Raw genomic sequence first — 21,748 nt, forward strand, 5'->3', positions numbered from 1 at the left:
GGGCCCGAGGTCGACGTCACTTCCCCACCGCACCACCACCACAGGAGCGCCGATGTCAGTCATACGCCATCTCGTACACCCGGATGCGGACACCCTCGCCGAAGCGGCAGCCCTCGCCGTCGTCGGGCACCTCAACGAACGGATCGCCACCGCCGGGACCGCGACGCTGTCCCTGACGGGCGGCTCGGTGGGGGTGAAGACCGCCGCCGCACTCGCCGGGGCCGATGTCGACTGGTCACGCGTGACCATCTACCTGGGGGACGAACGCTTCGTCCCGGCAGACGACCCCGAGCGCAACGACGGGCAGCTCGACGACGTCCTGCTCCGCACCGTGGGCGACCGCGCCACCGTCCACCGCTGGCCGGCCCGCGGACCGGAGTTCGAGGACGTCGACGCCGCGGCCGAGGCGTTCCTCGCCGCGGTGGACCTCCCCGGGGGCGACGAGCCGCTGTTCGACGTCACCCTCTTGGGCATGGGACCCGAGGGGCACATGAACTCGATCTTCCCGCACACGCCGGCGGTCGCCGAGACCGAGCGGCTCGCGGTGGGCGTGCGTGACTGCCCCAAGCCGCCACCGGAGCGACTGACCTTCACCCTCCCGGCGGTGCGCAGGTCGAGGCACGTGCTCGTCGTGGCCGCCGGGGACGGGAAGGCGGAGGCGGTGGCCAGGGGCCTGGGCGGGGCGGACCCCGCGGACTGGCCCGTCGCCGGTGCCGTGGGCACCGAGTCGACCACGTATCACCTGGACGGACCGGCCGCCTCGATGGTGCTCTGAGAACAGGAACGGGGCGCGTCCCTTCCACTCGGTGGAAGAGACGCGCCCCGTCGTCCGCCCGGGCGGTGGGGCCGAGCCGGGGACCGGTCGGTCAGCCGAACCTGACCATGAGGCCGACCGCCACGATGGCGATGACCCAGAGGATCGCGACGACCACGGTGACCCGGTCGAGGTTCCGCTCGACCACGCTGGACCCGGAGAGACTGGACTGGACACCGCCACCGAAGAGCGACGACAGGCCGCCTCCCTTGCCGCGGTGCAGCAGGATGAACAGCATCAGCAGCAGGCTGGTGGTGATGAGGAAGATGTCCAGGGCGAGCTTCATGTAGGGATCGTGCCTCACGTCGGGTCGGGCGGTCGGGTGCGACCGCTACAGACTACCCGGTCGGGTGTCCGCGGCGAATCCCGGCACGCCCGACCCCGCGGGGCCGGGCGCGCCGGAGTGGGCGGTGTCAGGGCAACGGGCCACCGGCGGCGATCGCCGACAGCTGGGCGAACTCGTCCGGCTTGAGCGACGCGCCTCCGACCAGACCACCGTCGACATCGGGCTGGTCGAGCAGCTCGCCGATCGTCGAGGCGTTGACGCTGCCGCCGTACAGGACCCGCATCTGCTCGGCCGTCGCGTCATCGGCCAGATCGGCCAACGTGGAACGGATGGCGGCGCAGACCTCCTGGGCATCGGCGGCGGACGCGGTCTTGCCGGTCCCGATCGCCCACACGGGCTCGTAGGCGATCACGGTGGAGGCCAGCTGGTCCGTGGACAGTCCCGCGAGCGATTCGGAGAGCTGGTTCACGACGAAGTCGACGTGGTCCCCTGCCTCCCGCACCTCGAGCTTCTCGCCGACACACACGATCGGCGTCAACCCGTGCCGGTGGCAGGCGGCGGCCTTGGCCGCGACGAGTTCGTCGGACTCCGCGTGGTAGTCACGGCGCTCGGAATGGCCCACGACGACATAGGTGCAGCCGAGCTTGGCGAGCATCCCCGCCGAGATCTCGCCGGTGTAGGCACCGGACTCGTGGACCGAGACGTCCTGCGCGCCGTAGGCGAAGCCCAGCTTGTCGCCCTCGATGACGATCTGGACGCCACGGATGTCCGTGAACGGGGGGATGAACGCCACGTCCACCTTCTCCAGGTACTTGTCCGGGAGTGCGAAGGCGACCTTCTGGACGAGTGCGATGGCCTCGAGGTGGTTGAGGTTCATCTTCCAGTTGCCGGCGATGAGCGGGGTGCGTGCCATGTTCTCTCCTGTGGTCTCGTCGGTCTTCAGTTGCTGCGCTCGAGGGCGGTGACGCCGGGCAGCTCCTTGCCCTCCAGGTACTCCAGCGAGGCGCCACCGCCGGTGGAGATGTGGGAGAAGTTCTCCTCCCCGAGACCCAGGGTGCGGACGGCCGCGGCGGAGTCGCCGCCGCCGACCACCGAGAACGCGCCGTTCTTCGTCGCGGTGATGATGGCCTCGGCGACACCGCGCGTCCCGGCGGAGAACGCCTCGAACTCGAACACGCCCATGGGGCCGTTCCAGAAGACGGTCTTGGCGGCGGAGAGCTTCTCGCTGAACGTCTTCACCGACTCGGGGCCGATGTCCAGGCCCATCTTCCCCTCCGGGATGGCCTCGGCGGAGACCGTGGAGTGCGCGGCGTCGGCGGCGAAGCCGTCGGCGGCGACCACGTCCACGGGCAGGCTGATCACGTCGCCGAACTTGGCGAGCAGGTCCTTGCAGGTGTCGATCATCTCCTCCTGCAGCAGTGAGGAGCCGACCTCATGGCCCTGTGCGGCGAGGAAGGTGAAGCACATGCCGCCGCCGATGACCAGGGTGTCGACCTTGGGCGCCAGGGCCTCGATCACGGCGAGCTTGTCGGACACCTTGGAGCCGCCCAAGACGACCGCGTAGGGGTGCTCCGGGTCGCCGCTGAGGTTCGCGAGGACCTCGACCTCGCTCTGGACGAGGTCGCCGGCGTAGGCCGGGAGGACCTTGGCGACGTCGTACACCGACGCCTGCGCGCGGTGGACCACCCCGAAACCGTTGGAGACGAACGCCCCGTCCTCGCCCACCAGGCTCGCCAGCTCGGCCGCGAACTCGGCCCGCTGCGCCTCGTCCTTGCTCGTCTCGCGCGGGTCGAACCGCACGTTCTCCACCAGGAGCACGTCCCCGTCGGTCAGGCCGTTGGCGCGCTCGCGGGCGTCCGACCCCACCACGTCACCGGCGAGCTGGACGTAGCGCCCGAGCTCGTCACCCAGCTTCTCCGCCACGGGGGCGAGGGAGAACTCGGGGTCGGGCTCACCCTTCGGGCGGCCGAGATGCGCGGTGATCACCAGCGCTGCACCGGCGTCGAGAAGAGCGTTGAGCGTGGGCAGCGAGGCGGTGATCCGGCCCGCATCGGTGATGGTCGAGCCGTCGAGCGGGACGTTGAGGTCGCAGCGGACGAGGATCTTGCGACCCTCTACGCCGGCATCGAGCAGGTCGTTGAGCGTGCTCACGGCCATGTGGTGGGACTCCTGTCGGAAGAACGGTGGTGATGGTGGGTGGTGCTGCCGGTCCATGTGCTCCGGGCCCGGCCGGGACGCTGTGGGCGTTCCCGGACCGGGCCCGGATCGTCGTACTGGGGATGTCAGTCCCGAGGGGTCTTAGAGCGACTTGCCGACCAGGCCGATGATGTCGGCGAGGCGGTTGGAGTAGCCCCACTCGTTGTCGTACCAGGAGGCGATCTTGATCTGGCCGTCGATCGCCTTGGTCAGCGGCGCGTCGAAGATGGACGAGTGCGGGTCACCGACGATGTCGGAGGAGACGATGGGATCCTCGGTGTACTTGAGGATGCCCTTCATCGCGCCCTCGGCGGCGGCCTTGACCGCGGCGTTGACCTCGTCGACCGAGGCCTTCTTCTCGAGCTCGACCGTGAGGTCGGTGAGCGAGCCGGTGGGCAGCGGGACGCGCACGGCGTAGCCGTCGAACTTACCCTTGAGCTCGGGCAGGACCAGCGCGACGGCCTTGGCCGCACCGGTGGAGGTGGGCACCATGTTGATGCCGGCGGCGCGGGCGCGGCGCATGTCGCTGTGGGGCGCGTCCTGGAGGTTCTGGTCCTGCGTGTAGGCGTGGATCGTGGTCATGAGGCCCTTGACGATCCCGAACTCGTCGGAGAGGACCTTGGCGACCGGCGCCAGGCAGTTGGTGGTGCAGGAGGCGTTGGAGATGATCGTCTGCGAGCCGTCGTACTCGTGGTCGTTGACCCCCATGACGATGGTGATGTCCTCGTTCTTGGCCGGCGCCGAGATGATGACCTTCTTGGCACCACCCTCGAGGTGGCCCTTGGCCTTCTCGGCGTCGGTGAAGATGCCGGTGGACTCGACGACGACGTCGACACCGTAGTCTCCCCACGGCACGGACGCGGGGCCCTCCTTGACCGCGAGGGCGCCGATCTTGGTCCCACCGACCGTGATCGACGAGTCGTCGAACGTGACCTCCTTGCCCAGGCGACCCAGGATGGAGTCGTACTTGAGCAGGTGAGCGAGCATGTCGTTCGTGGTCAGGTCGTTGACGGCCACGATCTCGATGTCCGTCTTGCCCTCGGCCTTGAGAGCCTCCACCGCGCGGTAGAAGTTGCGGCCGATACGTCCGAATCCGTTGATGCCTACGCGCACGGTCACGTGTTGTCTCCTTATTGGTGGTGCGAGAACGCTTGATGTCACCGGGGCCGGGTGGAGCCCGGGACGTGACCCAGACTACCCGGCGTGGACCGCTCCCGCGCAGGGTGCTGCCGGGGTGGATCAGCCTTCGTCGAGCATGTCCTCGGTCACCACGGACTCGGTGTCGGGGATCCCGAGCTCGGCGGCTTTGCGGTCCGCCATGGACAGCAGTCTCCGGATGCGCCCCGCGACCGCGTCCTTGGTCATGGGCGGGTCCGCGAGCTGCCCGAGCTCCTCCAGCGACGACTGGCGGTGCTGGACGCGCAGTTCACCGGCGGCGAGCAGATGGTCCGGCACGTCCTCGGCGAGGATCTCGAGGGCGCGCTGGACACGGGCGGCCGCGGCCACGGCGGCCCGGGCCGAGCGCCGCAGGTTGGCGTCGTCGAAGTTGGCCAGCCGGTTGGCGGTGGCGCGGACCTCGCCGCGGGAGCGGCGCTCCTCCCAGATGTCCCTGGTGGAGGACGCGCCCAGTCGAGCGAGGAGGACCCCGATCGCCTCGGCGTCGCGGATCACCACGCGGTCCCCTCCCCGGACCTCGCGGGCCTTGGCCGTCACTCCCAACCTGCGGGCCGCACCCACGAGCGCCATCGCCGCCTCCGCCCCCGGGGCGGTGACCTCCAACGCCGAGGAGCGGCCGGGCTTGGTGAGCGAACCGTGGGCGAGGAACGCGCCCCGCCACGCTGCCTCGGAGGCGGCGACCGAGCCGCCGACGACCGCGGCCGGCAGTCCTCGGACCGTCCGGCCGGCGTTGTCGACCAGCCCGAGCTGACGGGCCAGGTCCGCACCCCGGTCGATGACCCGCAGGACGAACTTGCGGGCGGGACGTCCGCCCGAACCCCCGATCGGGTGGATCTCACAGGGGACGGAGAACAGGGCGTCGAGTTCGCCGGCGAGACGGTCCGCGATCTCGCCGGAGTCCACCTCCGCTTCGATCACGAGTCGGTTGGACAGGACCTGGAGGGTGCCGGCGAACCTCAGCAGGGCGGACACCTCGGCCCTCCTGGTCTCGGAGTTCCCCACGGGGACCCTCACCAGTTCGGACTTGACCTGTGCGGTCAGCGACACGCCCTGCTCCTTCGTTCTCGGCTCATCGACCCGGCCCTCATCGCACCGAGTCGGCGAGCGCCGAGGCCAGCAGTGCGGGGTCGTGGACAGGCCTCATCGTCCCATCTTCGGCGGTCTTCGCTATCTCCGCGGTCATCACGCGTGCCCCCAGTCCCGCCGCGGCCCGTTCGAGATGCTCGCGTTCGGTGGCGCTCAGCGGCATCCTCGGGTCCACGAGCAGGACGTCGATGTCGACCTCGGGAGCGTGTTGACGCAACACGTGGAGGTGTTGCTCGGCGGAGAACCCGGCGGTCTCCCCCGGCTGGGGTGCGAGGTTGAGCACGAGGGCCTTGGTCGCGGCCGTCCTCTTGAGCGCGGTCGCGATCTCGGGCACGAGCACGTTGGGGATCACGCTGGTGAACCACGATCCGGGTCCGAGGACCACGAGGTCGGCTCCGGTGATCGCCTCCACCACGCCCTCCGCGGCGGGCGGAGCGGCCGGGATGAGGGTGACCCGGCGAACGCTGCCCGGTGTGGTCGCGACGGCGACCTGTCCGATGATGGTCCGCACGACGCGGGGGTCCGCTTCCAGACCGACGACATCTGCGGCGATGTCGAGGGCGACCGGCGACATCGGCAGGACACGGCCGGTGACACCGAGGATCGACCCGACCGCGTCGAGTGCCTCGACCGGGTCGCCGAGCAGCTCCCACAGGCCGGCGAAGACGAGGTTGCCCACCGCGTGTCCGGCCAGCGCCCCGGTGCCGCCGTAGCGGTGCTGGAAGAGTCGGGTGAGCAGCGCCTTCTCGTCGTCTTCGGCGGCGAGGGCGCACAGGGCCATCCGTAGGTCGCCCGGTGGGAGGATGCCCAGCTCGCGCCGCAGTCGCCCCGAGGAGCCGCCGTCGTCGGCGACCGTCACCACCGCGGTGACGTGGTCGGCGACGAGGCGTGCGGCCCGGAGGGTCGCCGACAGGCCGTGGCCGCCGCCGAGGGCGACGAGGGACGGGATACCGCTGTCGTGTGTCATGGCCGGCCTCATTCCCGCCCGAGGTCGCGGTGGCGTACGTGGACCTCGACCGAGTCGAGGCCGGACAGTCTGCCGGCGAGCGACTCGGAGATGGCCACGCTCCGGTGCTTGCCCCCGGTGCAGCCGACCGCGATCGTCATGTAGCGCTTGCCCTCGCGCCGGTAGCCGGTCATGGCCAGGCGGATCATGGACACCGCCGCGCGCAGGTACTCCTCGATGGATTCGTCGGCGAGGACGTAGTCCTGGACGGGCTTGTCGCGCCCCGTGTGCGGCTGGAGCTCGGGGATCCAGTGCGGGTTGGGCAGGAACCGCATGTCCATCAGCATGTCGACGTCCACGGGGACGCCGTACTTGAACCCGAACGACTCGACGGTGAGGTGGAAGTCGAACCCGAGGTCACCGAAGGGGGTCTCCAGCCGGTGGCGGAGGTCGTGGACACTGAGCGCCGAGGTGTCCACGACGACGTCGGCACGCCCCCGCAGCCCCTCGAGGATCCTGCGCTCCCGGGTGATGCCGTCGATCAGGCCGCCACCCGACTGCAGCGGATGGGAGCGACGGACGTTGTTGAACCTGCTGACCAGCGCCTCGTCCGAGGCCTCGAGGAACAGGATCCGAGCCTGCGGGCGCCGATCGAACAGGTCGAGGAGGTCGCCGAGGTGTTCGTCGAACCCGAGGCTGCGGGTGTCGGCGACGATCGCCAGGCGGAGGGGCTCGTCGTCGGACTCCTCGAACCGGGCGAGCAGGTCGCCAACGAAGGTCAACGGGAGGTTGTCGACGACATACCAGCCGAATTCCTCGAGGACCTTGGACGCGGTCCCCTTGCCCGCCCCGGACATGCCGCTGATCAGGAGGAGCTCGCGCCCCCGCGCGGCGTGGCCGTCGTCGTCACCTGCGTCCATCGTCTCACCTCGTGTCATCGGTCAGTCCCGGGTCGGTCTGTCCCCGGTCGGGCTGCCCGCCCGAGTCTCCCACGTCGGCGGCGGCCGCGTCCGCGGGCTCGGCACCACCGAGAGTCGCCCGGATCGCGGCTGCGACCCCCGGACCGATCCCCGGCACGGCGCACAGCTCGTCCGCGCTCGCGGCGCGCAGTGCGGACACGGTCGGGAACGTCTCCACCAACGCCGCCCGACGGGTGGGCCCGAGGCCGGGGACGTCGTCGAGCACGGAGGCCGTCATCCGTCTGGACCGCGCGCTCCGGTGGGCACGGATGGCGAACCGGTGGGCCTCGTCGCGGAGCCGCTGGAGCAGGAACAGCCCCTCCCCGTGGCGCGGGAAGATCACGGGGTACTCCTCTCCCGGGAGCCAGATCTCCTCGAGTCGCTTGGCGATCCCGACCACCGGTACGTCGGTGACCCCCAGCTCGGAGAGGACCTCGGCGGCCGCCTCGACCTGGGGCCGACCACCGTCGACGACGAAGAGCTGTGGCGGGTAGGCGAACCGGCGGGACGCGGGGGCGGCGTCCCCCGTTCCCGCGTCGTCGTCGACCGGCCCGTCGACCTCGTCCGGGGTGACGGAGGGGTCCTCGTGGTGACGCCGGAAGCGACGACGCGTGACCTCGGCGATGCTGCCGACGTCGTCGGAGTGGCCGTCACCCGCGGCGTCGCGGATGCGGTACAGCCGGTAGTCGCTCTTGCGCGGGATGCCGTCCTCGAAGACGACGAGGGAGGCCATGACGTCGGTGCCCTGGGTGTGGGAGATGTCCACGCACTCGATGCGCAGGGGCGCCGAGTCCAGCTCGAGGGTCTCCTGGATCTCCTGGAGCGCCGCGGAGCGGGCGGTGAGGTCGCCGCTGCGCCGGAGTTTGTGCTGCGTCAGGGCCTCGACGGCGTTGCGGTGGACCGTCTCCGCCAGGGCCCGCTTGTCACCCCGCTGGGGCACCCGGAGCGACACACGGGAGCCGCGCAGCGCCGAGAGCCAGTCCGCGAGCTCGTCCGAGTCCTCGGGCAGGGCGGGCACCAGCACCTCGCGGGGTACGGCAGCCGAGATGTCGCCGGATTCGGCCGCCTCCGCGAGGTCGGCCTCTCCCCCGTAGAACTGCGCGAGATAGTCGGAGACGACCCCGGGCACGGCACGGGCCGCGTCGAACTCGCCGTCGGCGTCGACGCCGTGGGCGTGTTCGACCACCCAGCCGCGCTGACCGCGGATGCGGCCCCCGCGCACGTGGAACACCTGGACGGAGACCTGCAGTTCGTCGACCTCGACGCCCACCACGTCGGCGTCGGTGCCGTCACCCAGCACGACGGCCTGCTTCTCCATCGCACGCCGCATGGCGCCGAGGTCGTCACGCAGCCGCGCGGCCCGTTCGAAGTCGAGGTCCGCGGAGGCCTCGAGCATCCGCTTCTCGATGCGGCGCATGATCGCATCGGTACGTCCGGCCAGGAAGTCGATGAGCTCGTTGACAATCGCGCGGTGCTCGTCCGGGGTCACCCGTCCGATGCAGGGGGCGGCGCACTTGTCGATGTATCCGAGGAGACAGGGCCTGCCGAGCTGCGCCTGCCGCTTGAACACCCCGGCGGAGCACGAGCGGACGGGGAAGACCCGCTGCAGAGTGTCGAGGGTGTCGCGGATGGCCCACGCGTGTGAGTAGGGCCCGAAGTAGCGGGTCCCCGGGCGCCGGGGTCCCCGGTAGACGAAGGCACGGGGGAACTCCTCCCCCACGGTGACCGCCAGCATCGGATACGTCTTGTCGTCGCGGTACCGGACGTTGAACCGGGGGTCGTACTTCTTGATCCACGTGTACTCGAGCTGGAGCGCCTCGACCTCGGTGGACACGACCGTCCACTGCACGCCGGCCGCGGCGAGAACCATCCGCCGGGTACGGGGGTGGAGGAGGGACAGGTCCGCGAAGTACGAGCTCAGCCGGCTCCGCAGGTTCTTCGCCTTGCCGACGTAGATGACGCGCCCGTGCTCGTCACGGAAGCGGTAGACCCCCGGCTCCGTCGGGATCGAGCCGGGGGCCGGGCGGTAGGTTCGCGGATCGGCCACGGCGGGTCAGCGGTCGGCGACGGTCTCGGGATCGGCGGCCGAGGGCTTATGGGTGCGGACGGCCTCGCGCAGGCGCGCCATGCCGTCGATCCCGTGCTGGCCGTCGATGGACTGGATAGCCCAGATCCCCGCGTGCTCGTAGGCCGGGAGTTCGAGCCGGGGCCAGTAGCTGGAGCGCGGGAACGTCAGCCCGACGACGTCGTCCCAGCCCCAGGTCCGGACGCGCAGCGGCCCGCGGAGCTCGACGCCCTGCTGCCCGACCCGGACGCGGATCCGCAGGAGGGTCAGCAGCACCCCGGCGAAGATGAACCCGATCACCACGAAGGCGAACTGATCGGCGATCCCGATCGTCACCCCGGTGTCACCGCGGACGAGGATCACCGCCCACACCACGTGGACGATGACGATGAGCACCGCCACGGCGATCGCGGTGGTGCGCATCCGACGGGGCCGGTGCTCGAACTCCCAGTTCTCGTTCATCGACCGGTCCTCAGGTCGCGCAGGGCGATGGCGGCGCCGAGCACGGCGGCGACGGCCTCTCCCCCCTTGTCCTCGGAGGCACCCTCGTGGCCGTCGCGGTCTCGGGCCTGGCCCTCGTTCTCGGTGGTGAGCACCCCGTGGGCGACAGGGGTGGCCTCGTCGAGGGCGATCCGGGTGAGCCCGTCGGTCACCGAGCGACAGACGTAGTCGAAGTGCGGGGTCGCACCCCGGATCACCACGCCGAGCGCCACGACGGCGTCATGGGTCCGTGCGAGCTCCTGGGCCACCACCGGTAGCTCCACGGCTCCGGTCACGCGGGCCAGGGTCACCACCGCGCCGGAGGCGTCGGCGACGGCCAGGGCCCGGTCCAGCAGTTGGGCGCAGATCTCCTGGTGCCAGGTGGAGGCCACCACCCCGAGCCGCAGCCCGCGGGCGTCGGGGATCACCAGTTCCGGTCTACCGCTGCCGCTCATGGCTGATCCTCTCCGTCCACGTCCACGTCCACGTCGGCGCCGGCCGGGCCGGCGGGTCCCTCGTCGAGCCCCTCGAGCAGGTGGCCCATCCGGTCGCGCTTGGTGCGCAGGTACCGCAGGTTCTCGGGCGTGACCGCCGTCGGCATGGGCACCCGGGCCACCACCTCCACGCCACCGGCGCGCAGGGCGTCGGCCTTGGCGGGGTTGTTGGTCATCAGTCGTACCCGGGTCACTCCGAGGTCGCGCAGCATCTGTGCGGCCAGGCTGAAGTCGCGGGCGTCGGCGGGCAGGCCCAGGTCGAGATTGGCGTCGACGGTGTCGCGTCCGGAGTCCTGCAGTTGGTAGGCGCGCAGTTTCTGCACCAGGCCGATCCCCCGGCCCTCGTGCCCACGCATGTACAGCACGACCCCGCGCCCCTCCTCGCACACCGCGGCGACGGCAGCGTCGAGTTGCGGGCCGCAGTCACAGCGCAGCGAGTGGAACACGTCGCCGGTCAGGCACTCGGAGTGGATGCGGACGGAGACCGGATCGTCCCCCGAGATGTCGCCGGCCACCATGGCGACGTGTTCGACTCCCTGGAGGGTGTCGCGGTACCCGTGGGCGGTCATGGTCCCGGCCGGCGTGGGAATCCGGGCGGCGACCTCGTGCACCACCTGGACCTCGTTCGCGCGGCGCCACGCCTGGAGCGCCTCGATGGTGATCATCGCCAGCCCGTGCTCGTCGGCGAACCGCCGGAGCTCGGGCGTGCGCGCCATGGTCGTGGGGTCGTCCTCGGAGACGATCTCGCAGATGACGCCCGCCGGGCGCAGACCGGCCAACCGGGCGAGGTCGACGGCGGACTCGGTGTGGCCGGGCCGGGTGAGCACGCCGCCGGGCCGGGCGCGCAGGGGCACCACGTGGCCGGGCCGGGTGAAGTCGCCGGGCACGGTGTCGTCGGCGGCGAGCAGCCTCGCGGTGCGGGCGCGGTCGGCGGCCGAGATGCCGGTGGAGACCCCCGTGCGCGCGTCGACCGTCACGGTGTACGCGGTGTCGTGGCGGTCCTCGTTGATGGCGCGCATGGGCGGCAGGTCCAGCCGAAGGCAGTCCTCCGCCTCGAGCGCGACGCACACGTAACCGGAGGAGTACCGCACGAGGAAGCCCATCAGCTCGGGCGTCGCGAGTTCGGCGGCGAAGATCAGGTCGCCCTCGTTCTCGCGGTCCTCACTGTCCACCACCACGACGGCCCGTCCCGCCGCGATGTCGGCGATGGCTCGCTCGATGCCGTCAAAGGTGGTCACTGCAGCGGGTTCTCCTAGGTCTGGCGGGCCCGAGCGGAGGCCGCGGGCGCGGGTTCAAGTATGGCGCATCGGGTCAGTGGGACCCCCCACCGCGTCCGCCCAGCAGCCGCTCGACGTACTTGGCCAGCACGTCGACCTCCAGGTTGACGGGGTCGCCCGCGCCCAGTCCCCCGAGGATCGTGTCGGCGAGCGTCGTGGGGATGAGGGACACCTCGAACCACGGCTCCGGCTCGTCCGCGGCACTGACCGCCGAGACCGTCAGCGAGGTCCCGGAGACGGTGATCGACCCCTTCTCGACCACGTACCGGGCGAGGTCACCCGGCAGCGAGATGCGCACGACGTGCCAGTGCTCGTGCTCGTCGCGGCTGATCACGTGGCCTGTGCCGTCGACGTGGCCCTGGACGATGTGACCGCCGAACCGGGCGTCCGCGCGCATGGCGCGTTCCAGGTTGACGGGGTCGCCCGGTGACAGTGCACCGAGTGCGGTCCGGTCGAGCGACTCGGCCATCACGTCCACCTCGAAGTACTCCCCCGGCTCCCAGCCGGTGACGGTCAGGCACACCCCGTTGACGGCGATCGAGTCACCGTGGTGGGCGTCCGAGGTGACCAGGGGCCCCAGTATGCGCAGGTGCGCGGAGTCGCCGGTCGTCTCGACCGAGTCGAGGGTTCCGAGCTCCTCCACGATTCCGGTGAACATCAGCGGGGTCCTCTCGTCGGTGTGGTCAGTGAGTCCGGTGCGGTCGGCGTGGTCGCGGTGGCGGGTCGTGTCAGGCCGGGTCGTGTCAAGCGCAGGTGGACGTCGTCGCCCAGGACGGTGGTCCCGCGGATCCGGAAACCGTGGGCGGCCGCGAGCGTGTCCACCCCGGCTCCGGAGACCGCCGACCGCCCGGCGCCGAGCACCAGGGGCGCGAGGTACGCGTCGATCTCGTCGACGAGTCCGGCGGCGAGGAACGCCCCCGCCAGCCTGGGGCCGCCCTCGACGAGGACGTGGGAGACCTCGCCGAGAAGTCCCAGCGCCTCGGCGGGATCGCGGGTGGCCAGGTGTCGGAACCGGCCGTCGGTGCCGCGCACCGTCGCGTCCGCGGGCACGGGGCTCAGCCCCATCACCGCCCGGAGGGGCTGGCGGGGGGCCGGCCGGCCGTCGTCGGTGCGGGCGGTCAGCGCGGGGTCGTCGGCGCGCAGCGTTCCGGTACCGACGACGAGGGCGTCGATCTCCTGTCGTCTGGCGTGGGCGTGGCGGCGCGAAACCGGCCCGGTGATCCACTTGCTCGACCCGTCCGCAGCCGCTACCCTGCCGTCCAGACTCGCCGCGTACTTCCAGGTGACGAGGGGGCGGCCGTGGTCCTGACGGTGGAGCCACGCCCTCAGCGGGCCGCTGCGGGCGGCGCTCACCTCGTCGTCGTCGGCTCGTGCCACCTCGACCCCCTCGCGCCGCAGGGTCCCGGCTCCGCCGGACGCCACCGGATTGGGGTCGGACACCGCGTAGACCACGCGGGCGAGCCCGGCGGCGACGATGCGGGAGGTGCACGGACCGGTGCGCCCGTGGTGGTCACACGGCTCGAGGGTGACCACGATCGTCCCACCGCGCGCGCGGTCCCCGGCGGAGTCCAGCGCCACCACCTCGGCGTGCCGTCCGCCCGGGGCCTCGGTCGCGCCGATGCCCACGACCTCTCCGGCGGCGTCGAGCACCACCGCACCGACCGGCGGGTTGGGGGTGCACACCCCCAACGCGGAGGCGGACACGGCGATAGCCCGGGCCAGGGCGTCCCGCTCGCGACGACGGTCGGCGGGGTCGGCCCCGCCCGTCGCTGATACCCCGGGCCCGCTCGGCACCCCGGGCCCGTTCGGGCCCTGTGGCACCCCGGGCCCGTTCGGGCCCTGTGGCACTTCCGGCACGTCCGGCACTGTCACGCCCGCGCGGCGAGGGCCCCGGAGCGCAGGGTCCCGATCATCGCGTCGGGATCCGGGGCACCGTAGACGGCCGAACCGGCCACGAACACGTCGCACCCCGCCGCCGCGCACTCGGCGATCGTCCCCGCGTCGATGCCACCGTCGATCTGGATGTGCACGTCGAGGCCACGGCGGTCGATCTCGGCGCGCAGCGTGCGGACCTTGTCCAACACCCCGGGCATGAACTTCTGGCCGCCGAAGCCGGGCTCGACGCTCATCACCAGGACCAGGTCCACGTGGTCGAGCAGGTCGAGGTACGGCTCGACGGCGGTCCCGGGCTTGATGGAGATACCCGCCTTGCACCCCCTGGCGTGCAGCAGGTCGGCGACGGCCTTCGGGTCGTCGGTGGCCTCCACGTGGAAGGTGACGTTGAACGCGCCGGCGTCCACGTAGTCACCGACCCAGCGCGCCGGGTCGGTGATCATGAGATGGCAGTCCATCGGCTTGTCCGTGACCCTCCCGACCGCCTTCGCGACCGGCGCACCGAAGGACAGGTTGGGCACGAAGTGACCGTCCATGACGTCCACGTGGATCCAGTCGGCGGACGGGATGCGCTCGATCTCGCGGTCCAGACGGGCGAAGTCGGCGGACAGGATCGACGGCGCGATGAGCGGCTGGTACGACATGACGACCAGTCTAGGCGGGCCCGTCCGGGCTGCTCCGCCGACATGGGACGGCGGCCCGCGGACCGGTCAGTCGACGGAGCCGGTGACCGAGGTCAGGAACTCGAGCTGGTCGGCGATGATGCGCTCGAAGTGCGGGTCGACGTAGGGGTCGAAGTGCTCGCACGGGTACTCCAGGTAGCGGCCGCGCGGGATCCGCTGCGCCGCCCGACGCGCGGTCGCCGCGGGGGTGATGGCGTCCTCCGTCGCGATCTGCACCAGCGTCGGGCAGGTGATCCGCCGCGTGTGCCGCATCGGCGAGTAGAAGCCGATCCGTGCCAGGATCCGTGCCGCGACGTCGTCGCGGAATTCACTGCGGCGCAGTCCCGAGTCGGCCGCGAGCCGATTCACCGCGGGATCGGCGTCCGGACTCGTCATGACCGCCGTGTCCCCCGGTCGTCCGACGAGACGCACGTACCGGGGCTCGCGACGCCGGAGCGAGCGCCACAGGTCGTCGACGATGGCCGGGCCGAGTCGGAGCGCCGCCGCGAGCCCCGTCGCCCTGACCGCGGCCGGACCGCTCACATGCGGGACCTGGGCGATGACTCCCGCCAGCCGCTCCCCCGTGCCGGCGAGGGTGAGGACGTGACCTCCCGAGAACGACGTGCCCCACGCGATGACGCGGTCCGGATCGACGCCGGGCAGCGACCGGGTGAAGGCCAGGGCTGACCGCCAGTCGTCGAGTTGGCGGCCGATGTCGAGGAGTTGCCGGGGTTGTCCGTCGCTGGCGCCGAAATGCCGGTAGTCGAAGACCACCACGACGAAGCCGGCGTCCCGGAAGCGCTCGGCGTACGCGGGTAGGCGCAGGTCCCGGATGCACCCGAAGCCGTGTGCCATGACGATGGCCGGCGCGGGGGTGGCTGGTGCGGGGGTGGCTGGTGCCGGGCCCGCAGGTTCGCCCGACGGCGCGTCCGGGCGGTAGACCCAGGCTGAGCACCGTACCCCGTGCGAGCTGAACTGCGCGTCCTCACGCATCGTGACCCCGTCGAAGTGCCGCCATGAACATCGCGTCTGTGCTGTGCCGGTGCGGCCACAGTTGCACCCACGGGCCGTCGCCCAGTCCGTCGACCGGACGGCCGACCACCTCCGCGAGGATGTCACGCACGTCGAGGAGTTCGACGTCGTCACGCCGGGCGGCTTCGCGGATGACCGACACTGTCTCCGAGAGGTGGGGCGAGCAGGTCGCGTACAGCACTACCCCGCCCGGTCGGACCAGACGCAGGGCCGACTCGAGGAGTTCGCGCTGGAGCGTGACCAGGCCCGGGATGTCGGCGGCGGTCTTGCGCCACCGCGCCTCGGGACGACGGCGGAGCGCGCCGAGGCCGGAACACGGGGCGTCGAGTAGTACCCGGTCGAACCCCGGCTCCAGACCCGGGTCGCGTCCGTCGGCCGTGTGCACGGTCACCGGCAAGTCCTTGGTCGCGCCGCGGACCAGGTCGGCGCGGTGCTCGGAGATCTCCACCCCGGTGAGCGTCGCCTGCTCGATCTCCGCCAGCGCGCCCAGCAGGACCGCCTTCCCGCCGGGCCCGGCGGCCAGATCGAGCCACCTCCCGGAGTCCGGACCGCCCAGGGGTGCGCGGGCGGCGGCCAGCGCCACGAGCTGGCTGCCCTCGTCCTGGACCGCCGCGAGCCCTTCTCGTACGGCGTCGAGCGTTCCGGGGTCCCCGGAGTCCAGGTGGACCGCGTACGGGGACAGCTCACCCTCCGTACCGCCGGTGATCAGTGCCAGTTCCTCGCCCGTGATGGCGCCGGGGCGGGCGGCCAGGTGGACCTTCGGCCGGGCGTCGTCGGCGGCGAGCAACTCGGGAAGCTCCCCGGCGGCGGCGCCGAGCGAGTCCGCGAACGCGCGGGCGATCCACTCCGGGTGCGCGGTGCCGATGGCCATCCGAGCCACCGGGTCGGTCACACCGTCACGCAGCGCGTCGACCCAGGAGTCGAGGTCGCGGGCGGCGACCTTGCGGAGGACCGCGTTGACGAACCCGCCCGCCCGGCCCAGGCCGGCGGTGCGCGCGGCCTCGACGGCGGTGTCGACGGCGGCGTGCGCACCGATCCGGGTGAACAGCAACTGGTAGGCGCCCAGCCGCACGAGATCGAGGACCGACGGGTCGATCTCCTCGACGGGCCGGGACGCCGCGACCGCGATCACCCGGTCGAGCAGTCCCTGTGCGCGGAGCGTGCCGTAGGTCAACTCCGTGGCCAGCGCCGCGTCGCGTGTGTCCAGCTTGGCGCGGCGCAGTTCCGCCGGCAGGGCCAGGTTGGCGTAGGCGGCGCGTTCCCGCACGGCCGCCATGACCGCCAGCGCGACGGTCCTGGCGTCGGGACGGGGTTGCTTCTGCTGTTTCTGCGGCCGGGTGTCCGGACGTCGCCGGCGGTCCGACTGCGGGCGGTTGCCTCCACCGCTCTTCGGGCGTCCCTGTCCGCCCCTGCGGCGGGGATCGGGCCCCTGCCCGCGGCCCTGTCGGTCGTCGGCGCTCACTCGAACACCGCGCCCTCGTCGAGCCGGGCGCCGCGCACCCAGTCCAGCGCGTTCATCATCTTCTTGCCGTGGGGCTGGATGGTCTCGATCGCCATCGGTACCGTCGCGGTGCCCACGAAGAACGACCGCTTGTCCCACGAGATGAGTCCGGGCCCGAGGTCCGTGGGCGCGTCCTCGGCGGGGCGGGCCGAGCCGATCTTCACCCGTTCGCCGCCGAGCGTCGTCCAGGCGCCCGGCGCAGGGGTGACCGACCGGATGTGCCGGTCGACGGCCAGGGCGGGATCGCTCCACCGCACCCGCGCGTCGTCGACCGTGAGCTTCGGTGCATGGGAGGCGCCGTCGGCCGGCTGGGGAACCGCGCGGAGCTCTCCCGACTCGATCCCGTCCAGGGTCGCCGCGAGCAGCCCGGCGCCGGACACCGCGAGTCGGCCGAGGAGGTCCCCGGCCGTGTCGCGGGGCCGGACGGTCTCGGTCATCGTCCCCAGGACCGGGCCGGTGTCCATGCCCTCGTCCAGCAGGAAGGTGGTCGCGCCGGTGACCTCGTCACCGGCGGCGACGGCGGCGTTGACCGGGGCGGCCCCCCGCCATGCGGGGAGCAGGGAGAAGTGCAGGTTGATCCACCCGTGGGTGGGGATGTCGAGGACGGGGCGCGGAACGAGGTGGCCGTAGGCGACCACCGGAACCGCGTCGGGTGTCAGCGCGCGCAGTCGCTCCGCGAACTCGGGGTCGCGGGCGTTCGGCGGGGTGAGGACCTCGATGCCCGCTGCGTCGGCCGCGGCCGCCACGGGGCTGCGGGACAGTCCCCGACCGCGGCCGGTGCGGGCGTCGGGACGCGAGACGACGGCGACGACCTCGTGACGGTCACTGTCGAGCAGCGCCTGCAGGGAAGGAACGGCGACCTCCGGGGTGCCGGCGAAGACGAGACGCACTCCTCACCTCACCGCCATCGCGTCGGAGAGCGTGTCGTAGATGACGCCGCCGCTGACCGCCGCGCTGCCGAACCAGCTGGCCGAGCGGATCTCGGCCATCGCCTCGCGTCGGCGCTCCGGGGTGAGGCGCTGCAGGAACAGCACCCCGTCCAGGTGGTCGGTCTCATGCTGGACGGCGCGGGCGAGAATGCCCTCGGCCTCGAAGCTGACGGGCTCGCCGTGCACGTCGACACCGCGCGCCCGGACGCGGGCGAACCGCTCGGTGGGCAGGGAGACCCCGGGGATGGACAGGCAGCCCTCGTTGACGTGGGTCCTCTCCTCGCCGATCGGCTCCCACTCGGGATTGACCAGGTGACCCTCCCGCCCGCCGCAGCTGTAGACGAACACACGGGTGGTCAACCCGATCTGGGGCGCCGCGAGCCCGGCACCCTCCTCGTGCGCGACGGTGTCCATGAGGTCCGCCACGGTGCGTGCCAGCCTGTCGTCGAAGGAGGTGACGGGGTCGGCGGGGGTCCGGAGGACCGGGTCGCCGAAGAGCCGGACGGGATGGACGGACATGCGTATGGGTCTCCTGGCAGGCGTCGGTGCTGAACGGCCATTCTAGGCGCTCCGTCGGCGTGCGCCGTCGTCGGCGCTCGGCCGGACGCACGGCGGGGCGGTCAACCGATGTGGACGGGGTCCAGACGAACCCGGACCGAGTGGCTGTGGCGGCGTCCGGAACGCCGGAGGACCAGTGCCCGGAGCTCCGCCGCGACCTCGGCGAGGACGGGCGGGGGCACCCGGAACAGCACACGCTCCGGGTCCTCCACCTCGTCATGACCAGGGAGCTCCTCCCCGGCGGGCAGATCCACCGGACCCAATACCTCGACACTGTCCGTGAGGCGGAAGTCCTCGAGGACCTCGGCGAGCGCGGCGGCCGGCCCGTCGACCGCGATCATGTGCACCGCCGGCGGGAACCCGACCTCGGCGCGGTCCGCGAGTTCGCGCTCCGCCCAGCCCTGGGGATCCCACCGGACCAGCGCCTGGGCGACCGCGGACTCGGACTCGGCGGACAGGAACACCCTGCCCCCCTCGTCGGCGGGACGGACGAGACCGGCCGCCCCGATCCACAGGCGCAGGGCGTGCTGGACGGCCCGCAGGTCGGGTCGGCCGAGAAGCGCCCACGAGTCCAGGAGCAGTGCGGCCCCGTACCCGCCCTCGGCGACGGGTTCCGCTCCCGGGGTGGCGACGATGATCGCCGGGCTCGCGGGCACGGTGTCCAGGATCTCCCCTCCCCCGCTCGTGCGGATCCGGACACCGGGGAACATCCGGCCCAGCTCTTCCGCGGTGCGGCCTGCCCCCACCACCCCGGCCCGCAGCGCCCGCGATCCGCAGGCCACGCAGCGGAAGCTCGGCTCGGGGGCCCCGCACCACCCGCACGCCAATTCCACCGGCCCGTGGACCTCGTCCATCCGCCCGGCGCGGAGCGGGCCGCTGCACCGGCGACACCGCGCCGGGGTCCGGCACGACCCACACAGCAGCGTGGGGATGTACCCCTTGCGGGGCACCTGTACGAGGACCGGGGCGTCCACGTCGATCGCCTCCCGGGCCATCGTCAACGCCACGGCGGGCAGCCTCGTGCGGCCCCCCGCGACGTCGCGGGCCTGCACCGGGTCGGCGTCGGTCACGGCGACCACGCGGGGCGCGAGCTCGCGGGTCAGTCCGGGGCGCGGGCGGATCTCGTGTGCCCACCCGGAGCGGACGTACTCGGCGACCTCGGGGGTCCGGTCCACCGACGACAGCAACAGGGGTACGCCCTCGAGGGCCGATCGCTGTGCGGCGACGTCACGCGTGTGGGGATACGGGGCACGCGGCTCGACGAACGAGTCGTCCCCGTCGTCGTGCAGCACGATGAGACCGAGTTCGGGCAGGGGGGCGAAGACCGCGCTCCGGGTGCCCACGACGATCCGGGCGTGGCCGCGGATCGCCCGCAACCAGCGTCGGTACCGGGCGGACGGCCCGACCCCGGCGGACAGATCCGTGACGAGGTCCCGACCGGCCGCGCCGCCCCCGACTACCTCGCGACAGGCCGCGGTGAGACGGTCGACGTCCCGCTGGTCCGGGACGATCAGGAGGACCTGGAGCCCACGACGGCGCAGGGAGTCGGCGAGGGTCGCCAGGGCACCGGCCCAGTCCCGGCCCGGTGGGACCGTCCACACCCCGCGGGCGGGGACGGCGCCGGTCGCGGCCTCGAGGAACCTCGCGACCATCGGGTGGTCGCCCCACCCCTCCGGCATCTCTACCGGCCCCACCGACACTCCCAGGGGCGGCCCCGGCTCGGGAACGGACTTCTCGGCGGCGGCGTGGCGCGGCGGGATCGCCAACCGGATCACGTCCGAGCGCATACCCACCCACCGCCGTGCGACCAGGTCGACCAACCGGAGCAGGTCCGGGGTGAGGACGGGCTCGGGTGACACGACCCGCTCGAGCCAGGCGAGTTCCCCCTGGTGATCGGTCTGCCCGCGCCGCTCGACGAGGAAACCGTCGACCAGCCGCCCGGCGAACCTCACCCGCACCCGCACCCCCGGGACCGCCTCGGCGGAGAGGGACTCGGGGACCAGGTAGTCGAACTCCCGGTCGAGATGGAAGACCCCGAGCAACGGCAGGACCCGGGCCACGGGGGCATCGGCCGCCGCGACCCGGGTCGCTGGGCGCGTGGTGGTCACGTCCGGAATACTCGCACCCCGCTACGACACACGGGGCGGCAGCGTCAGAGTCCGGCGGCCTGCTTGAGTTCGTCGACGCGGTCGGTGCGCTCCCAGGGCAGGTCGATGTCGGTGCGGCCGAAGTGTCCGTAGGCGGCCGTGGGGGCGTAGATCGGACGCTTGAGGTCCAGGTCGCGGATGATCGCGCCGGGCCGCAGGTCGAACACCTCGGTCACCGCCTGCTGGAGCCGGTCGATGTCGACCTTCTCGGTACCGAACGCCTCGACGAACAGTCCGACCGGGGCGGCCTTGCCGATGGCGTAGGCGACCTGGACCTCGACGCGCTCGGCCAGGCCGGCGGCGACGATGTTCTTGGCGACCCAGCGCATGGCGTAGGCGGCGGAGCGGTCCACCTTGGACGGGTCCTTGCCGGAGAAGGCGCCGCCACCGTGGCGGGCCATGCCGCCGTAGGTGTCGACGATGATCTTGCGTCCGGTCAGGCCGGCGTCGCCCATCGGGCCGCCGAGGACGAACCGGCCGGTCGGGTTGACCAGCAGCCGGAAGTCGGCGGTGTCGATCCCGCCGGCGGCCTCGGCCAGGACCGGGTCGATCACGTGCTGCGTGAGGTCGTCGCGCAGGGTGGTCTCCAGGTCGATGCCGTCGGCGTGCTGGGTGGAGATGACGATGGTGTCCAGCCGGACCGCGCGGTCGCCGTCGTACTCGATGGTGACCTGGGTCTTGCCGTCCGGGCGCAGGTAGGCCAGCGTGCCGTCCTTGCGCACCTCGGTCAGCCGCCGCGAGAGGCGGTGGGCCAGCGCGATGGGCAGTGGCATGAGCTCGGGGGTGTCCGAGCAGGCGTAGCCGAACATCAGGCCCTGGTCGCCGGCACCCTGGCGGGCGATGGCGTCCTCGACCGAGTCTGCGGAGGTGCGGGCCTCGTGGGAGGTGTCCACGCCCTGGGCGATCTCCGGCGACTGCTGCCCGATCGAGATCGACACGCCGCAGGAGACGCCGTCGAAACCCTTGTCCGAGGAGTCGTAACCGATCTCGACGATCTTGTCGCGGATGAGCTGCGGGATCTCCACGTAACCGGTGGTCTTGACCTCGCCGGCCACGTGGACCATGCCGGTGGTGACCATCGTCTCCACGGCCACTCGGGCCGCCGGGTCCTGCTCCAGCATCGCGTCCAGGATCGAATCTGAGATCGCGTCACAGATCTTGTCCGGATGCCCCTCGGTCACGGACTCGCTGGTGAACAGCCGACGTGCCTGCGTCACAGTGGTTCTCTCTTCCATGGTGGGATCGCG

General features: G+C 72.0%; 21 protein-coding genes. 1 reads left to right on the forward strand and 20 read right to left on the reverse strand.

What is annotated here, in order from left to right:
* Positions 1-52: 52 nt before the first annotated feature.
* Positions 53-775: a 6-phosphogluconolactonase gene (gene pgl / locus VZF99_RS07670; protein ID WP_407336025.1), complete on the forward strand. Its 723-nt coding sequence runs from the start codon at positions 53-55 to the stop codon at positions 773-775.
* Between the two features lie 91 nt (positions 776-866).
* On the opposite strand, the gene secG is transcribed toward pgl, so the two are convergent.
* The 20 genes from secG to metK form a co-directional block, all read right to left on the reverse strand.
* A complete protein-coding gene (gene secG / locus VZF99_RS07675; RefSeq protein ID WP_067716343.1) occupies positions 867-1,100 on the reverse strand; it encodes a preprotein translocase subunit SecG in 234 nt (77 codons plus the stop codon).
* Positions 1,101-1,227: 127 nt separating this feature from the next.
* Positions 1,228-2,013 (reverse strand): triose-phosphate isomerase, encoded by a 786-nt coding sequence (gene tpiA / locus VZF99_RS07680; RefSeq protein WP_067716347.1) that lies wholly within the window; start codon positions 2,011-2,013, stop codon positions 1,228-1,230.
* Positions 2,014-2,039: 26 nt separating this feature from the next.
* Positions 2,040-3,257, reverse strand: a complete 1,218-nt coding sequence (locus VZF99_RS07685; protein WP_407336026.1) for a phosphoglycerate kinase — start codon at positions 3,255-3,257, stop codon at positions 2,040-2,042.
* A 141-nt stretch (positions 3,258-3,398) separates the two neighbouring features.
* The gene (gene gap, locus VZF99_RS07690) at positions 3,399-4,415 is read right to left on the reverse strand and encodes a type I glyceraldehyde-3-phosphate dehydrogenase (RefSeq protein ID WP_067716354.1); all 1,017 of its coding nucleotides are present in this window, start codon (positions 4,413-4,415) and stop codon (positions 3,399-3,401) included.
* A 120-nt stretch (positions 4,416-4,535) separates the two neighbouring features.
* The gene (gene whiA, locus VZF99_RS07695) at positions 4,536-5,519 is read right to left on the reverse strand and encodes a DNA-binding protein WhiA (protein ID WP_067716356.1); all 984 of its coding nucleotides are present in this window, start codon (positions 5,517-5,519) and stop codon (positions 4,536-4,538) included.
* 37 nt (positions 5,520-5,556) lie between these two features.
* Positions 5,557-6,525, reverse strand: a complete 969-nt coding sequence (gene yvcK, locus VZF99_RS07700; RefSeq protein ID WP_407336027.1) for a uridine diphosphate-N-acetylglucosamine-binding protein YvcK — start codon at positions 6,523-6,525, stop codon at positions 5,557-5,559.
* 8 nt (positions 6,526-6,533) lie between these two features.
* Complete coding sequence (gene rapZ, locus VZF99_RS07705) at positions 6,534-7,424, reverse strand: RNase adapter RapZ (protein WP_067716361.1); 891 nt, start codon at positions 7,422-7,424, stop codon at positions 6,534-6,536.
* A 4-nt stretch (positions 7,425-7,428) separates the two neighbouring features.
* The gene (gene uvrC, locus VZF99_RS07710) at positions 7,429-9,510 is read right to left on the reverse strand and encodes an excinuclease ABC subunit UvrC (protein WP_407336028.1); all 2,082 of its coding nucleotides are present in this window, start codon (positions 9,508-9,510) and stop codon (positions 7,429-7,431) included.
* A gap of 6 nt (positions 9,511-9,516) precedes the next feature.
* Positions 9,517-9,990, reverse strand: a complete 474-nt coding sequence (locus VZF99_RS07715) for a PH domain-containing protein (protein WP_067716366.1) — start codon at positions 9,988-9,990, stop codon at positions 9,517-9,519.
* Positions 9,987-10,463: a 6,7-dimethyl-8-ribityllumazine synthase gene (gene ribH / locus VZF99_RS07720; protein ID WP_067716367.1), complete on the reverse strand. Its 477-nt coding sequence runs from the start codon at positions 10,461-10,463 to the stop codon at positions 9,987-9,989. Before ribH ends, VZF99_RS07715 begins: the two co-directional genes overlap by 4 nt.
* Positions 10,460-11,740 carry a bifunctional 3,4-dihydroxy-2-butanone-4-phosphate synthase/GTP cyclohydrolase II gene (locus VZF99_RS07725; protein WP_069388787.1) on the reverse strand — a complete coding sequence of 427 codons (1,281 nt, stop codon included), beginning with the start codon at positions 11,738-11,740 and terminating at the stop codon, positions 10,460-10,462. The genes ribH and VZF99_RS07725 overlap by 4 nt, the downstream gene beginning before the upstream one ends.
* Before the next feature lie 73 nt (positions 11,741-11,813).
* Positions 11,814-12,437 carry a riboflavin synthase gene (locus tag VZF99_RS07730; protein ID WP_407336029.1) on the reverse strand — a complete coding sequence of 208 codons (624 nt, stop codon included), beginning with the start codon at positions 12,435-12,437 and terminating at the stop codon, positions 11,814-11,816.
* On the reverse strand, positions 12,437-13,501 hold the full coding sequence (ribD, locus tag VZF99_RS07735; RefSeq protein ID WP_407336098.1) for a bifunctional diaminohydroxyphosphoribosylaminopyrimidine deaminase/5-amino-6-(5-phosphoribosylamino)uracil reductase RibD: 1,065 nt from the start codon (positions 13,499-13,501) through the stop codon (positions 12,437-12,439). The genes VZF99_RS07730 and ribD overlap by 1 nt, the downstream gene beginning before the upstream one ends.
* 146 nt (positions 13,502-13,647) lie before the next feature.
* On the reverse strand, positions 13,648-14,316 hold the full coding sequence (gene rpe / locus VZF99_RS07740) for a ribulose-phosphate 3-epimerase (RefSeq protein ID WP_067716379.1): 669 nt from the start codon (positions 14,314-14,316) through the stop codon (positions 13,648-13,650).
* A gap of 66 nt (positions 14,317-14,382) precedes the next feature.
* Positions 14,383-15,327 carry an alpha/beta hydrolase gene (locus VZF99_RS07745; RefSeq protein WP_096905434.1) on the reverse strand — a complete coding sequence of 315 codons (945 nt, stop codon included), beginning with the start codon at positions 15,325-15,327 and terminating at the stop codon, positions 14,383-14,385.
* Entirely contained in the window at positions 15,320-16,828 is a 1,509-nt protein-coding gene (locus tag VZF99_RS07750) for an RsmB/NOP family class I SAM-dependent RNA methyltransferase (RefSeq protein ID WP_407336030.1), read from the reverse strand. The genes VZF99_RS07745 and VZF99_RS07750 overlap by 8 nt, the downstream gene beginning before the upstream one ends.
* Positions 16,825-17,757: a methionyl-tRNA formyltransferase gene (gene fmt, locus VZF99_RS07755; protein WP_407336031.1), complete on the reverse strand. Its 933-nt coding sequence runs from the start codon at positions 17,755-17,757 to the stop codon at positions 16,825-16,827. Before fmt ends, VZF99_RS07750 begins: the two co-directional genes overlap by 4 nt.
* A gap of 3 nt (positions 17,758-17,760) precedes the next feature.
* On the reverse strand, positions 17,761-18,315 hold the full coding sequence (gene def, locus VZF99_RS07760) for a peptide deformylase (protein ID WP_407336032.1): 555 nt from the start codon (positions 18,313-18,315) through the stop codon (positions 17,761-17,763).
* Between the two features lie 101 nt (positions 18,316-18,416).
* Entirely contained in the window at positions 18,417-20,462 is a 2,046-nt protein-coding gene (locus tag VZF99_RS07765; RefSeq protein ID WP_407336033.1) for a primosomal protein N', read from the reverse strand.
* Positions 20,463-20,506: 44 nt separating this feature from the next.
* Positions 20,507-21,718: a methionine adenosyltransferase gene (gene metK / locus VZF99_RS07770; RefSeq protein ID WP_407336034.1), complete on the reverse strand. Its 1,212-nt coding sequence runs from the start codon at positions 21,716-21,718 to the stop codon at positions 20,507-20,509.
* Positions 21,719-21,748: the final 30 nt, after the last annotated feature.

This window comes from Dietzia kunjamensis (genome assembly GCF_045689975.1).
Taxonomy (GTDB): domain Bacteria; phylum Actinomycetota; class Actinomycetes; order Mycobacteriales; family Mycobacteriaceae; genus Dietzia; species Dietzia kunjamensis.

What these genes read in the sequence shown, in the direction of transcription:
- pgl (WP_407336025.1), top strand. Translation starts at nt 53, where the DNA reads ATGTCAGTCATACGCCATCTCGTACACCCGGATGCGGACACCCTCGCC.
- secG (WP_067716343.1), bottom strand. Translation starts at nt 1,100, where the DNA reads ATGAAGCTCGCCCTGGACATCTTCCTCATCACCACCAGCCTGCTGCTG.
- tpiA (WP_067716347.1), bottom strand. Translation starts at nt 2,013, where the DNA reads ATGGCACGCACCCCGCTCATCGCCGGCAACTGGAAGATGAACCTCAAC.
- VZF99_RS07685 (WP_407336026.1), bottom strand. Translation starts at nt 3,257, where the DNA reads ATGGCCGTGAGCACGCTCAACGACCTGCTCGATGCCGGCGTAGAGGGT.
- yvcK (WP_407336027.1), bottom strand. Translation starts at nt 6,525, where the DNA reads ATGACACACGACAGCGGTATCCCGTCCCTCGTCGCCCTCGGCGGCGGC.
- rapZ (WP_067716361.1), bottom strand. Translation starts at nt 7,424, where the DNA reads ATGGACGCAGGTGACGACGACGGCCACGCCGCGCGGGGGCGCGAGCTC.
- VZF99_RS07715 (WP_067716366.1), bottom strand. Translation starts at nt 9,990, where the DNA reads ATGAACGAGAACTGGGAGTTCGAGCACCGGCCCCGTCGGATGCGCACC.
- ribH (WP_067716367.1), bottom strand. Translation starts at nt 10,463, where the DNA reads ATGAGCGGCAGCGGTAGACCGGAACTGGTGATCCCCGACGCCCGCGGG.
- VZF99_RS07730 (WP_407336029.1), bottom strand. Translation starts at nt 12,437, where the DNA reads ATGTTCACCGGAATCGTGGAGGAGCTCGGAACCCTCGACTCGGTCGAG.
- rpe (WP_067716379.1), bottom strand. Translation starts at nt 14,316, where the DNA reads ATGTCGTACCAGCCGCTCATCGCGCCGTCGATCCTGTCCGCCGACTTC.
- VZF99_RS07745 (WP_096905434.1), bottom strand. Translation starts at nt 15,327, where the DNA reads ATGCGTGAGGACGCGCAGTTCAGCTCGCACGGGGTACGGTGCTCAGCC.
- def (WP_407336032.1), bottom strand. Translation starts at nt 18,315, where the DNA reads ATGTCCGTCCATCCCGTCCGGCTCTTCGGCGACCCGGTCCTCCGGACC.